Below are 14,133 nucleotides of genomic sequence, written 5' to 3'. Positions count from 1 at the left end.
ATTACCAATCCTTAGTAGTCCACCAAATCTATACGCTAGTTTATTGTCGCGACCTGTTGATTTTTTACTGAATGATTTTCTGGATATACTGGACTGAACGTAGTGAACCCCCATACAAATCGTAACGAATCTGGATGGGGGTTCACTACGTTACCTGAATGCGTTTGACTCGAAACTATTTCAGAATAGGTTCCAGGGCGGCCCGGTTTTCGTTCAGCCAGGCATGAATATCTGTTACAATTTCACGAATACCAAGCTTTGGTTTCCAGCCCGTCAGGTTCGTTACGTTCGTATTGTCAGTAATATACAGTCGAATGTCGGCGGCCCGGTTTTCAGTAACCTGTTTGATTGGAATGGTTTTGCCCGTTACATCCTGACAGATTTGGGTCAGTTCCTGCAACGACGCACTGCTTTCGACACCACCCCCGGCATTCAGAATTTCGCCATTTACTTTATCCAGATTGTGCAATTCCCAGTCAATCAGTTGGTAGAGATCAGCAATGTGGAGCATGTCGCGGGTTTGTTTGCCCGTACCGCCGTAGCCAATGTAAGCGAGTTGCTGTTCAAAATAATGTTTGGCGATCCACAACACCATTACGCCCTGATCGACTTTGCCCATCTGCCACGGACCCGTAATGACGCCACAACGATTAATAACTGTCTTCAAACCATAAAACTCATTGTACTCCTGAATGAGCAGTTCGGAAGCCAGTTTGGTTGTGCCATAGAGTGACCGGGCGCCATCGAGCGGAAAATTTTCGGCAATACCTCGCGACGATACGCCCGGAACGGGTTGATCATCGGTGAGCACAAACCGCGTATCGGCTTCCTCAAAATTCAGGGTTTCAATCGTTTTGATCGGATAAACGCGGCTGGTCGACAGGAAAATAAAATTTGCCTTATGTTTCAGCGCATAATTCAGGCAGTTGACTGTACCAAACAGATTCGTGTTGATCAGGTAATCGGGCGTACCGTCCAGACCTGCCAAAACAGACGGTTCAGCCGAAGCCTCAATGACCGTATCGACGCCAGGCAGCGCATCGAAATCTTCTTTGTTACGTATATCGCCGTGTAGAAATTCGATACCGGCGGCTTTCAGTCGGGCCAGGCTTAATTCGGAGCCCCGACGTTTAAGATTATCGAGGGCAAAAATCTGATAGTGTGGATACTGCTGTTTCAGCGAAATAGCCAGCGATGAGCCAACAAATCCGGCTCCGCCAGTGATAAGAATTTTCATAAGCAAATGATTGAATGATTGAGTGACTGAATAAGATTTGCGGTAGCTATTCAATCACTCAATCATCAAAATTAGGTTGTGATACGCTTCAATTTAACGTTTTCGACAGGGCGAATAACCAGGGGTACTTTTTCAACTTTAACCGAGCTGCTATCCAAACCAAACCAGCGGTCTTCGGGAGTGGTAAAGCTTTTAATACTAAAGTAAATGCTCATGATAAATCGCTCGCTGCTTGGAAGTTCGTTCTCGTATGAAAGAAATTTTTCAAGTACAACAAAGCGAAAATCACCAATGACATTTTGGCGGCTGAGCGATTCATAGCGGCTTGTAATATCTACCTCTTTGTTTCGCACCATATCTTCGATCACTTTACGGAAGAACAGGTTAATACGTTGCTCAACGCGGAAACCCAGTTTAAATGTTACTTTATAAGCATCGTCAGGGGCAATGGTGTTCACTTTATACTCCATCGTGTAGGGGTCATCCGTCGTGTCGACGTGAACAAACCAGTAAATGTCAGCGCGTTTCGGACGTTTCTGAAAGATTGAATAAATAATTTTCGACTCAATTTCCGACTGCCGGGCGGCATTGCTCATAAACACAATATGCGTGGCATATTTTGGAATACTGATGTCGCGGCTAAGTTCTTTGATGGCCTGGGTGTATTGATCAATTCGGACATATTCGGTCAGGCGTAGTTTGATCTGGAACGCTTTTAGCCAGATGATCATTACAAAAGCCATCACACCTGCTATCAGGATCGAAACCCAGCCACCGTGGGTAAATTTGGCTAAGTTGGCAATCAAAAAGCAACTTTCTAAGGCCAAATAGAACACAAGAAAAACCACAACCAACCAGGCATTGTACTTATGAGAGTACATATAGTAGCTGAACAGAATCGTACTCATCATCATCGTCAGCGTAATCGCCAGCCCGTAGGCCGCTTCCATTCGCGACGATTCCTGGAAATAAAGAACGACACCAATACAACCGGCAAAGAGCAACCAGTTGATACTCGGAACGTAAAGCTGCCCTTTTTGATTGGAGGGGTAGCGTAAGCGAACTTTAGGCCAGAAGTTAAGTCGGATAGCTTCGCTAATCAGCGTGTAGGCACCCGTTAGCATAGCCTGGCTTGCAATGACCGTAGCCGCCGTGGCAACGCATATGCCGATGATCAAAAACCACTCAGGCATAAGGGCATAGAACGGATTTTGATCGCCAAGCGGTTGCCCCACAAGACTTTCAACGAAAGCGCCCTGACCAAAGTAATTCAGCATCAGGCAGGCTTTTACATAAACCCAGCTAACCCGAATGTTGGCCCGGCCGCAGTGACCCATGTCGGAGTAAAGAGCTTCCGCACCTGTTGTCGAGAGGAAAACAGCGCCTAACAGCCAGAAAGCCCCCGGATAGCCAGTTAGAAAATCATAGGCATACATCGGATTGACCGCCGACAAGATCGTCAGGTCATCGATGATATGAATGATCCCTAATGTTCCCAGCATTGTAAACCAGACCAGCATAATGGGGCCAAAGGCAGTACCGACGACGCTCGTCCCAAATGTTTGTATCAGGAACAGGAAAGCCAGGATACCCAGTACAATCGGGACAGTCGGAATGTGTGGATAAAGTATCCGTAATCCCTCGACCGCCGACGAAACCGAAATTGGGGGCGTAATGATACTATCCGCCAGCAGAGCGCTTCCTCCAACGATGGCCGGTATTGTAAGCCATTTGGCGTGCCGCCGAACTAAAGCATACAGCGCGAAAATCCCTCCCTCTCCCCGGTTGTCGGCCCGTAAGATCAGGATTACATATTTGACAGTGGTTTGTAGCGTAACAGTCCAGAAAATACAGGAAAGAGCTCCTCGAACGGCACTAGCCTGAATCGGCTCCGTAGTTCCTACAATCGAACGTAGAACGTACAGGGGCGACGTACCAATGTCGCCGTAGATGATACCCATTGCCACCAGCAGCCCGGCGGCTGATACGGTGTCTAAATGTTTTTTATCTTCCATAAAATAGGCTTGCGCCTTGTCGTTTTAGACGGGGTCAAAACGGGGCAAAGATAACCGATGTTTAGATTCATTAACGCTGCATTAACCGAAAGTTGATACGTACTGTAAAGCTCCGAAACAGCTTGATATCAACCGGTATAGGACGAAAACCAGATGCGCTTATCTATCGTACATATTAGTGCCGCTACTCATATCGGCTGACGTTTTGTTTAATTAGGTGTGTTGGTAGATGGCTCGTTCACATGAACGAGCCATCTCTTTATAAAAGCTATATCAGTAGTAGACTTTTAGTATGTTTTTTAGTGAAAAAGAGATTTGCGTAAGTTATTGATTAACAAGTTATTGTTAGTTGTTTTTTATTAGCGCTACGTAGAATCGGATCATATTCTGATAATCTTTGACACGGATCCGTTCGTTTGTTCCGTGAATACCCTGGGTCTCGGCATCATTGAGCGGAACGGGCGAGAAACGATAAATGGCAGAAGTCAGAGCCGAATAGTATTTAGAGTCAGTAGCCCCCAGCATTACGTAAGGCGCAACGATTACTTCGGGAAAAATACTTCTGATTGTTTGATGAATTTTTAAAAACGAAGGACTCTCTGGGTCTGAAACGACAGATGGATTATTGCCTTTGCCCAAAACCGTCACCTGAATACTGTCGTTTTCAATCACGTCCTTTACTCGCTCAATAACCCCTTCGACGGTATCGCCGGGTAGCAGACGAAAATTGACGGTAGCAGTTGCATCAATCGGTAATACGTTGTCTTTGGCACCTGCGCGAAAAATTGTGGGGGCCGTGGTGGTACGTATCGATGCGTTGGTCGACTTTGTCTGGGCCATCTGCTGCTTAATAAGCGGACCAAACAGCCAGCGATTGGTCAGGGCAATACGTTGCCCGAACGAAACCTCCGAAGCTAAATAATCCAGCAGACGATCAACCCCGCCATCCAGCCGGGCCGGAAAAGGATTCCGTTCCAACTTACTAACCGCTTCGGCAACCATCCCAATACTGGTTTGCACAGGGGGCATTGATGAATGCCCTCCTTTACCGATAGCTGTGAGTTCAAGACTTAAATACCCTTTTTCAGTAATTCCAATCAACGCAACCGATTTTTTCAAACCTGAAACTCCATCGGTTTTAATAATTCCACCTTCGTCCAGTACGTATTCCAGCGTTACGTTTCGCTGTTTTAAGGCGGCAGCAATGGTTTGAGCACCCCGTTGGCCCGACGTTTCCTCATCTTGGCCAAAAGCCAGAAACACGGTTCGCTCCGGCTGAAAATTGGTACGTAGCAAATACTCAGCCGATTCGAGCAGACCAATTACACTCATCTTGTCGTCGAGCGTACCGCGACCGTATAGGTAACCTCCTTCAATCAGACCATCGAAAGGCGGACGTTTCCACATGCGCTGCGTTCCCTGAATTACTGGGACGACGTCGTAATGACCCATCAGCAATATGGGCTTTAGGGCCGGATTACTTCCTTTCCATTCGTACAATAAGCCGTACTGATTGAAGGTCTCGTGTTTGAGACGCTGATGAACGAGCGGGAACGTAGTACGGATGTAGGTCAGGAATTTGTCGAACTGAGTCGTGTCTGTCAGAGCATAGTCGGTATACGAAACGGTCGGAATGCGGATGGCTCCGGCCAGATGCTGAATGGCCGAATCAGGAACTTCAATGGGTGAAGCTGGTGATACGTCGGTTAATTGGTGCGACTTCAGCCGGAACGTATTGACCAGTAAAACAAGAATCAGCAGGACCAGTAAAGCAGCAATGATTCGTAAAATTAATCGCATAGAGTAGGTCAGAATACGTAGTGAAATGAACAATCAGGAAGACGACCGGTAAGTTGTCATCGCTGCTTTTCATACGCTGACCCAAAAACGCCAATATTTGTTAAAAACGAAATACTGACTAATTAAAATGACCCTCAAACATTGGGCAAACTAGCATTCGTCCTATTTAACATGATGAAAACACCAAAACCGGGTAACAGTTGAACAGACTTCTTTCTGGTGCTTTCTGTATTAAGCTACCACTGATAAATCAGTGAGATGGATTTTCACCACCAACCTCCAGATCCCTAACGAAGTAATTCTGTTCTACGACACCGGTTTCGATGTTTCTAAAAATAGCAAGGCAACAAGCGAAAAGAGCATGGTGCTCTACCCCTGAGCTACACCGGAAACTCCCTCCCGATGGCCGGATTCGAACCGGCGACATCCCGCGTGACAGGCGAAGTAACTCTTATCTACGGCACTTGCACGAAAGCAAAACAGGAGTAACAAGCGGAGTGAGAACGGGGCAACGCTTGCCGGAATCGAACCGGATGACCTCATTCCTTATAGAAATCCCGCCATTCCTCCCCTTCTGGAGCGAAGTAACCCACTCCTACGACATCCTGTTTTTTGGGCCACGGACTTTCGCCCGTGGCACATTTCTTAGAGTACAATTTGTTCAATTGTGCTCAGCGTCGTTTGCCCTTCTTCAAGAGCCTGCAATACATCAAAAACCTTATCAGACCAACCCGCTATCAGGTAAACATCGTTTGGTTCAATACGTAGCGGAACGTTTCCGTAACCGGCCAAATCGAATAAATACAGTCTCGCGTCTGGAAACAATGTTTTGTACATCGTCCATTTGGCCGATAACGTATTCGACTGGCTATGGTTGGCGGTGCGGCTGTCCCACAATTGTGTATCTGTAAACAGCATCACCTTATCGGCTTTGTAGCGTTGTTTGATCAGGTCGTCAATTACCAGATAACCGTTGGTAGAATAGCCGACTTCCCCTTCGCGCCGATAAAATTCGTCGACGTTTGCCAGTACGTGTCGAGATGGCAACGTAACGGTTTTCCAGCGATCACCAAACATACCACTCAGTACGTTCCGGCATTTTGCCTGTAGGAGCATACCTAACAACAAACCAATGTCGTACAACATCACTTTACTTTTTGGCGAAACGGCCTGGCGCATCGAGCCTGATACGTCGCAGGCAACAACCACGCTTGTGGAGTAGTCGAAACCACGAAGATTTGCTACGCTTGCGTAAACAGCATCTTCGAGCGCTTCGAGCAGCATTGGTACGTGTCCGAACGACAATGTCTTTAACTCGCGGTAAGCCGATAAAAACCGGAAGGGCATTTGTTTGGCATTTCGAACCGCTTTTTCGTTAGCCAGCAACGTGCAGACTTTTTCTATATGCACACCGCTGACACCCGCTTCAAGTATATTGCGGAGGTTACGTAACGCAGCCATGTAGCCCAGACGTCCGCTATCGATCAGCTCTTTCCACTTTGCCCGTACGGCGGCCCGCTTTTCGAGTTCGGTGGCAAATGCATTCTGGCCCAGCGCGCTTAACTCAGTTTCCCAAGTGTAAGGCGTTTCTAATGTACCAGTCACAATTTTATTGAAAAGAGTCTGCTGAGCTTCGTCTTTTGCTTTCGGGTGAACCAGAAACAAAGCATCCCGGAGTTTGACTGCTGTATCCCGGTTGTATTTGGCAAACTGGTATTCATCAAATTTATTGAAAGCGACGGATAAACCTTTCTGCATCTGTTTCGAGATCCGGTTGAGTTTCTTGGCTGCCGTCCGTTGGTTCGTCAACTGGTAGTAGGCAAGAAGTTCGGTAATCTCATCCGGGCGCTGCACCGTCCGACCAACGGCTTTCCCAACTAAACCATCGCCATTATGCACTTTGGCCAGTTCACCCAGCAACACAACTGGTGCTGAGCGCAGATAAAGTTGCTCCCGAACATACACCGCCAATTTGGCCACGAAGACTGGATCAACTTTGTCAACTAATTCCTGAATTCGAGCCAGCCGTTGGTCTGCTTTCTCGTAAGAAGAATCGTTCAGCATAGTCGTGACCACCGCAGCATACAACTCCATCTCTGGCGCCAGTGTATACGCTTTAGCGCCTTCATGGTTGACGGTTTTCGTTACGTTGCGGTTGAAGATGTTGAATTTCATGATCGTCGGTGTCTGATAAACTTGACGATACAAAGGTTTTGGGTACCTGCGCAGTCTTTTTGCGTAGTTGAAAAAATTTTCAGTTTTTTTGAGAAATTTTTGCTGTCGATTATTATGCCAACCAACCGTAACGCCCTGATTCGGTACAGAGCTATTGATAATTGCCTCACCAACAGGTATCGACAATGGTCACTGGACGCGCTTATCGAAGCCGTTTCAGAAGCTTTATATGAATACGAAGGAATCGATAAAGGGATCAGTCGACGGACAATTCAGGCTGATTTGCAAATGATGCGAAGTGATAAGCTTGGCTACAATGCGCCGATCATTGTAATCGATAAAAAGTATTACGCCTATGCTGACCCAGCCTATAGCATTACGCAAATTCCACTGACGGGTCAGGATTTAGGTCGTATCAGCGAAGCGGTAGAAGTGCTCAAACAGTTCAAAGGATTTTCGCATTTCGAGCAGTTAAGCAGCGTTGTTCAAAAACTCGAAGCGCACATTTATTCGGCCACCACAAACCAGCGAACAATCATTGACTTCGAGCGGAATGACAATCTGAAAGGATTGGTTCACCTCGATGCTCTTTATCAGACGATTGTGCAGCAGAAGGCTATCCATATAACGTATCAATCCTTTAAAGCACATTTGCCGGCTCGATTTGGGTTTCACGTCTGGTGGCTGAAAGAATTCAATAACCGTTGGTTTGCGGTTGGCCTTCGGGGAAATCAGGCTGAGGTGCAGCACTTAGCATTGGATCGGATCATCAGCATCGAATCCGCTGATGAAGTTTCTTATCGCGCTAACCCGGACATAATTTCCACTACGTATTATCAGGACGTAATCGGCGTAACAGTTAGCCAAACGCTACGTCCCTGTAAGGTTTTGATTTACGTTGATGCGCAACACGCGCCCTATGTAGAAACTAAACCCATGCACCACTCCCAGCAAGTTACCGAACGGCGAAACGGCGGTATCGTTATTTCATTGAACGTTCAACTAAATTTTGAGCTGGAACGTGAGATTTTAGGTTTTGGCGATGGGATGACCGTCTTAGCTCCCGCCCGACTACGCGAACGAATTCGTCAGAAACTCCAGACGGGACTGGCTCAATACGAACAAGAGACAGAAATTAGTAACGTAACACAGGCTAAGTAATAGTTAATGTTACGTTACGCAATTGTATCCCAGAGCAGATAGCCGTTGAGGGCAATGATAATGACGGCTACGACCCAGGATAGCGCTTTCATCCAGGCTGGGTTTACAAACCGCCCCATTTTGATTTTGTCGCTGGTGAATTGCACCAATGGAACAACAGCAAAGCTGAGCTGTAACGACAGAATCACCTGACTGAGAACCAGTAATTCGCTCGTGCCTTGTTCACCGTAGAGAATAGCTACAATTAAAGCCGGGATAATAGCTAACAAACGTGTGATAAGTCGACGTAACCAAGGCTGAATACGGAGATTTATGAAGCCTTCCATGACAATCTGGCCTGCCAGCGTACCGGTTAACGTAGAGTTTTGACCAGATGCCAAAAGAGCGACTGCAAACAGAATGCCCGCCAGTTTGACACCCAGAATTGGGTCGAGCAGCCGGTGAGCATCGGTAATATCCGCTACCTGCTGATTGCCCGAAAAGTGAAAGGCGGCTGCTGATAAAATTAGAATGGCGGCATTAATGAAAAAAGCCAGGAATAACGAAACCGTCGAGTCAATCGTAGCGAACTTGATGGCGGTTTCCCGTCCTTTTTCATTACGTTCAAAATCGCGGGTTTGTACAATGCTTGAGTGAAGATACAGATTGTGCGGCATGACTGTAGCGCCCAGAATCCCGATGGCAATGTATAGCATACCCGGATTGGTAATAATTTCCGGACTAGGTAGGAGGCCCGCTGCTACGTCGGCAATGGCAGGACGTGAGACCAGCAATTCGTAGCCAAAACAGCCAATAATGAGGAAAATCAGACTGGCAACGATACGTTCGATGGTTTGAAATCCTTTGTTCTGTAAATACAACAGCAATAGTACGTCTAAGGCTGTAATCAAAATACCAACCGTAAGCGGAAGGCCAAACAGTAAATTCAACGCAATAGCTGAGCCGATCACTTCGGCAAGGTCGGTAGCCGCAATCGCAATTTCGGCTAAAAGCCACAAACCCACAGCTACGGGCCGACTGAAATGATCCCGGCAGGCCTGCGCCAAATCGCGGCCAGTGGCAATTCCCAGCTTCAGCGCTAAGTGCTGAAGTAACATGGCAAACAGATTGGAAATCAGAATGACAGATAAGAGCCGATAACCAAATCGTGCTCCGCCTGCAATGTCAGTAGCCCAGTTGCCCGGGTCCATATAGCCTACGGCCACCATCATGCCAGGACCGGCGTAGGCACGTAACGTTTTGAAGAAACCACTATTTGCCGGTACGTGAATAGAACCATGCACCTCAGATAAGGATTTGGTTTCGCTCTCCTGTCGCCAGCCTTTTAACGGTGTATTTGTTGCTTCCATTTAATTCCAGTATCGTTCAGGTTGCTTATATTTCTTTTCCGTGACCCTATTCAAGCAGTATTGGCTATAGGATATGGCGAGTTTCAATTGCCCCTTCTTAATTTCTTACTGAGTGGCCTGCTAACCAATAGGCAGTCAGGCAATATAACGTAACAAATATAAGGATTGTTGAAATAAAAATTTAGACTAGTCTAAATTTTTAGAAAGTTTAACATAAAAACTAACTTTGCCGGCAAACTGTTTTGGCTTCTATTGCCGTTCCAATTAGGACGTTGTTGCTTATGCATTCGTTTACTGAAGAAAATTATCTGAAGACGATTTATTATCTGGCCAACCGGCAGCAGGGGGAAGTGAGTACCAATGCGCTAGCAGAAATGACGTCGACAAAAGCTGCTTCGGTTACCGATATGCTACGTAAACTGGCTGATAAACAACTGATTCACTATAAGAAATACCAAGGGGTTCGTCTGACGGATGAGGGTGAACGGTTAGCCTTGCAGATTATCCGGCGCCATCGGCTCTGGGAAGTTTTTCTGGTCGAAAAGCTGGGGTTCGGCTGGGATGCTGTCCACGAGATTGCTGAAGAACTGGAGCATATTCGTTCGGAAGAATTAGTTACCCGTTTGGATAAGTATCTGGGCAATCCGCAGTTTGATCCGCATGGCGACCCAATTCCAACGCCAACGGGGCAAATGCCCGCAACCGGCTACCAGAAGCTATCCGACGTAGGCGTAGGCGAACGTGTTTGTCTAATGGCTGTGCTGGAACATTCAACCGAGTTTCTGCAACATCTCGATCATTCGAAGCTGACACTGGGCTGTACTGTGCTGGTAAATGAAATTAACACGTTCGATAAATCGGTGCTGGTGCAGGTTGAAAACGGACGTATCGTATTCGTCAGTCACGAAGTCGCCAAAAATTTATTAGTCAACTAAATGAGATAGTGTCGGTTTCTTGAAAATCGATACACTGGAATGAAACTATTAGACTGGTATATACTTAAACGATTTCTTCAGACCTACGTCTTTGTGGTACTGGTAATCGTGCTGGTTGTTGTAATGATTGACTACACCGAAAAGGTGGACAATTTTCATAAAACAAATGCACCCGGCAACGAAATTCTCTGGGATTATTATCTCAATTTCGTACCCTATTGGGCTAACTACATCAGTCCATTGATGGTATTTATCGCTACGGTATTCCTGACCTCACGACTGGCGGCCCGTACTGAAATTATTGCCATTTTAAGTAGTGGCGTCAGCTTTATTCGGTTGTTATTTCCTTACGTACTGGGGGCGTCTGTCCTGGCCGTGGCTACATATTTCATGGTTAATTACGTTATCCCCAAGGCGAATAAAACCCGGATTTCATTTGAGATAAAGTACATCAACGACGCCTATACATACTCCGGACGTAACGTTCACTTGAAAATTGCACCCAAAACCTACGCCTATCTGGAAAGTTACGCGAATGCGAGCAACACGGGTTATAAATTCACGATGGAGCGTATTGAAGGGAACCAACTCAAGGAAAAACTCTCTGCCGATCGTATTGAATGGGATGCCAAGAAAAAGAAATGGGCTATTTACGACTATAAAATACGGACCATCGATAGCCTGCGCGAAACGCTTACCTCCGGTTCACGTATCGATACTACGTTGAATCTGAAACCCAGTGATTTTGATTCGGATTTTAACCTGTACGAAACCCTAACCCGCCCGGAACTGAATCAGCATATTGAATTGCTACAGAGTCGCGGTTCCGACGGTGTAGAGACGTATCTGCTCGAAAAATATAGCCGTGACACCCGCCCATTTGCTATCATCATCCTAACGGTAATTGGCGTAATCATGTCGGCTCGTAAAAGCCGCCGGGGTGTCGGCTGGCAGGTGGCGCTGGGCTTCTTTCTGGCCTTTGCATATCTGCTGTTTTTCATGCTGGCAAAAGGCATTGCGGAAGGCGGTAACTTAAACCCAATTGTGGCAGTCTGGTTGCCAAACGCTATTTTTGCAGCCATCGGCGTATTGTTGTATAATACAATTCCGAGGTAAGTAATAAGTGATGAACGATGAGTGATGAATGTCGGTCAACAGGCAACATTTATCACTCATCGTTCATCACTTATCGTTCATCACTATGACAGATCGGCCTTCGCTTACAGATTACCTTCAGCTCCACTTCATCGTTGTGATTTGGGGGTTTACGGCTATTCTGGGTAAACTACTTCAACCGCTGGATTCGTCGGCGGTGGTTCTGTTCCGTACGTTACTGGCCGTTCTGGGCATGGGGGCTGTGCTTTGGTTTCGCAAGCAGTCCATCCAGGTTTCCCCAACCGATCGCTGGAAACTGCTGGCTACCGGCGCTTTAATTGGGTTGCACTGGGTAACTTTCTTCCTGGCGGCCCGAATCGCCAACGTATCGGTTTGTCTGGCCGGTATGGCGACCAGTTCACTTTGGGCGAGTGTGCTGGAACCGCTGGTGCTACGTCGGCGTGTACGGCTTATCGAGATTATTCTGGGGGGCGTCGTGATGGCTGGACTTTACGTCATTTTCCGGTTTGAATTTGATAAACTGGTCGGGTTGCTGGTAGCTGTATTCTCGGCGATGCTGGCTTCGCTTTTTACCATCATTAACAGTCGGTTTACGCAGCGATACGATGCCTTGGTGATCTCATTTTATGAAATGGCGGGGGCTGTTTTAGGAGCATTGCTGCTATGGTTTGGTACCCAGTCGCTTGATTCTACGGGTGCCCGGCCGTTGGTTCAATACGTTCCTGAGATGCCGATACAATGGTTATGGCTGATGATTCTGGCGTTCGTCTGTACGGTGTACGCTTATTCGGTCGGGGTTCGGCTGTTGCGTAAATTCACGCCCTACATGGCTGTTCTTACGGTTAATCTGGAGCCCGTTTATGGTATTCTTCTGGCGGTTCTGATTTTCGGTAACGACGAGCACATGACATCGGGATTCTATCTCGGTACGTTGATTATTCTGGCGGCTGTGCTGGCCTACCCCTTCCTGAACAGCCGCTTTACAAAAGCCGAAGCGCGTTTGCCAGCCTCGACTTAATTGCCTTGCATTGTATGTCTATACCTTTATCGCGAATTATTACAGCATTATTGGTCACTTTCGCCATCGTAGTGCTTGTGCCACTGATTGCTCTGGCAACATATAATCATCCTTCGCCTACCGATGATTACTGTTTCGCTAATACCGTTCTTCACTACGGATTCTGGCAGGCGCAACAATTTTATTACGATGGCTGGACGGGCCGATACTTCCACAATTTCATCGTTCACACCAATCCGATCATTATTGGGTGGTATGACGGTTACAAAATTTATCCAGTTATTCTCTTGGGTTTAGTGGTAGGAAGCTGTTACGCGCTGGCCAGCCAGTGGCTGTATCGTTACGTTGATCGCTACGTTAAATGGGGTGTTGCAATGGGGCTCTTTATTGGATTTATAACTACGTTACAAGGTATTCCTGAATATTTATACTGGTACACCGGATTGGCGAGTTACGGCCTTTCCAGTACGTTGTTTCTGTTTCTGCTGGCTGTGCTGATTGCTCACCAACGGCGAGGTTTTGGGTTGCAATGGAGCTACCTTTTAATAGAAAGTTTGCTGGTTACGGCGATTATCGGATCGAGCGAAATGACGATGGTACTGGTCATGTCGGTGCTGGGCTTTATTGCGTTTATCGAACTGATTCAACGCCGTAAACTGTCCGTTGCTATCCTGATTCTGCTGGGCGTTGGGGTTGTATCGTGTTATTACCTGATGAAAGCACCTGGCAATGCCATTCGGCTGGGTGGCAATCCGAATGGAAGCAACATTCCGTTCACGTTGATAGCTTCGTTACGTTACGCGGCTGAATACGTACCAAAGCAGCTATTACTGACGCCCTGGTTACCTCTATCGCTGTTGTATCTGCCGGTTGGCTGTAAACTGGTGGAAGATCGTCAGCGTGCTGGAGATTTGCCGCCTTACCTGCGTGTTCATCCCCTGCTCGGAATGTTATATAGCGCGGCTACGGTACTGGCTCTGATATCGTTACACTTCTACGGAGTCGGCATTCCACCAATCCCCCGGTTAATTAACCTCGTTAACCTGGCTTTCTGGCTGGGAATTCTTTATAACGTAACGCTGCTGATTGTGGCCTTTCGCCATCGTATCCAGCCTGTACGTTTTCAGCCTTATCTTCGTCCGGCCATGCTGGTAGCGGTTGTCTGGGCAATTGGGCTGGCTTCCGTCGGTACTTTGCTGCCGGTTGTTTACGGCGATTGGCTCAGCGGGCGGGCTGCTACGTACGACCGGGCCATGCTGGATCGGTATAAGCAACTGGCCAATTCGAATAATCCGGAAAGTTTGCTGACTCCTTTACCTAACTATCC

General features: G+C 47.1%; 10 protein-coding genes. 5 read left to right on the top strand and 5 right to left on the bottom strand.

Annotated elements, in window-relative coordinates:
* Positions 1–175: 175 nt before the first annotated feature.
* The 4 genes from ACOJS8_RS04585 to ACOJS8_RS04570 all read right to left on the bottom strand — a co-directional run bounded on the left by ACOJS8_RS04585 (position 176) and on the right by ACOJS8_RS04570 (position 7,227).
* The gene (locus tag ACOJS8_RS04585) at positions 176–1,237 is read right to left on the bottom strand and encodes an NAD-dependent epimerase/dehydratase family protein (RefSeq protein ID WP_420147352.1); all 1,062 of its coding nucleotides are present in this window, start codon (positions 1,235–1,237) and stop codon (positions 176–178) included.
* Positions 1,238–1,308: 71 nt separating this feature from the next.
* On the bottom strand, positions 1,309–3,252 hold the full coding sequence (locus tag ACOJS8_RS04580) for a KUP/HAK/KT family potassium transporter (protein WP_420147351.1): 1,944 nt from the start codon (positions 3,250–3,252) through the stop codon (positions 1,309–1,311).
* Between the two features lie 345 nt (positions 3,253–3,597).
* Positions 3,598–5,052 carry a M20 family peptidase gene (locus ACOJS8_RS04575; RefSeq protein ID WP_420147350.1) on the bottom strand — a complete coding sequence of 485 codons (1,455 nt, stop codon included), beginning with the start codon at positions 5,050–5,052 and terminating at the stop codon, positions 3,598–3,600.
* 645 nt (positions 5,053–5,697) lie between these two features.
* Complete coding sequence (locus ACOJS8_RS04570; protein WP_420147349.1) at positions 5,698–7,227, bottom strand: TROVE domain-containing protein; 1,530 nt, start codon at positions 7,225–7,227, stop codon at positions 5,698–5,700.
* A gap of 114 nt (positions 7,228–7,341) precedes the next feature.
* On the opposite strand from ACOJS8_RS04570, the gene ACOJS8_RS04565 reads away from it, so the two are divergent.
* On the top strand, positions 7,342–8,388 hold the full coding sequence (locus ACOJS8_RS04565) for a helix-turn-helix transcriptional regulator (RefSeq protein WP_420147348.1): 1,047 nt from the start codon (positions 7,342–7,344) through the stop codon (positions 8,386–8,388).
* Positions 8,389–8,402: 14 nt separating this feature from the next.
* Here the strand turns inward: ACOJS8_RS04565 and ACOJS8_RS04560 are convergent, their stop codons facing one another.
* Positions 8,403–9,737, bottom strand: a complete 1,335-nt coding sequence (locus ACOJS8_RS04560; RefSeq protein WP_420147347.1) for an Nramp family divalent metal transporter — start codon at positions 9,735–9,737, stop codon at positions 8,403–8,405.
* Between the two features lie 281 nt (positions 9,738–10,018).
* On the opposite strand from ACOJS8_RS04560, the gene ACOJS8_RS04555 reads away from it, so the two are divergent.
* The 4 genes from ACOJS8_RS04555 to ACOJS8_RS04540 all read left to right on the top strand — a co-directional run.
* A complete protein-coding gene (locus ACOJS8_RS04555) occupies positions 10,019–10,672 on the top strand; it encodes a metal-dependent transcriptional regulator (RefSeq protein ID WP_420147346.1) in 654 nt (217 codons plus the stop codon).
* Between the two features lie 39 nt (positions 10,673–10,711).
* On the top strand, positions 10,712–11,788 hold the full coding sequence (locus ACOJS8_RS04550) for an LptF/LptG family permease (RefSeq protein WP_420147345.1): 1,077 nt from the start codon (positions 10,712–10,714) through the stop codon (positions 11,786–11,788).
* Between the two features lie 85 nt (positions 11,789–11,873).
* Positions 11,874–12,806 carry a DMT family transporter gene (locus tag ACOJS8_RS04545; RefSeq protein ID WP_420147344.1) on the top strand — a complete coding sequence of 311 codons (933 nt, stop codon included), beginning with the start codon at positions 11,874–11,876 and terminating at the stop codon, positions 12,804–12,806.
* 14 nt (positions 12,807–12,820) lie between these two features.
* The coding region (locus ACOJS8_RS04540; protein ID WP_420147343.1) for a hypothetical protein at positions 12,821–14,133 on the top strand (1,313 nt) is incomplete at its 3' end.

Origin of the sequence: Spirosoma sp. (assembly GCF_048594605.1) — a bacterium.
Classification (GTDB): domain Bacteria; phylum Bacteroidota; class Bacteroidia; order Cytophagales; family Spirosomataceae; genus Spirosoma.
Note: the sequence above shows the minus strand (reverse complement) of the source record. Positions and strands in the feature narration are given on the sequence as shown.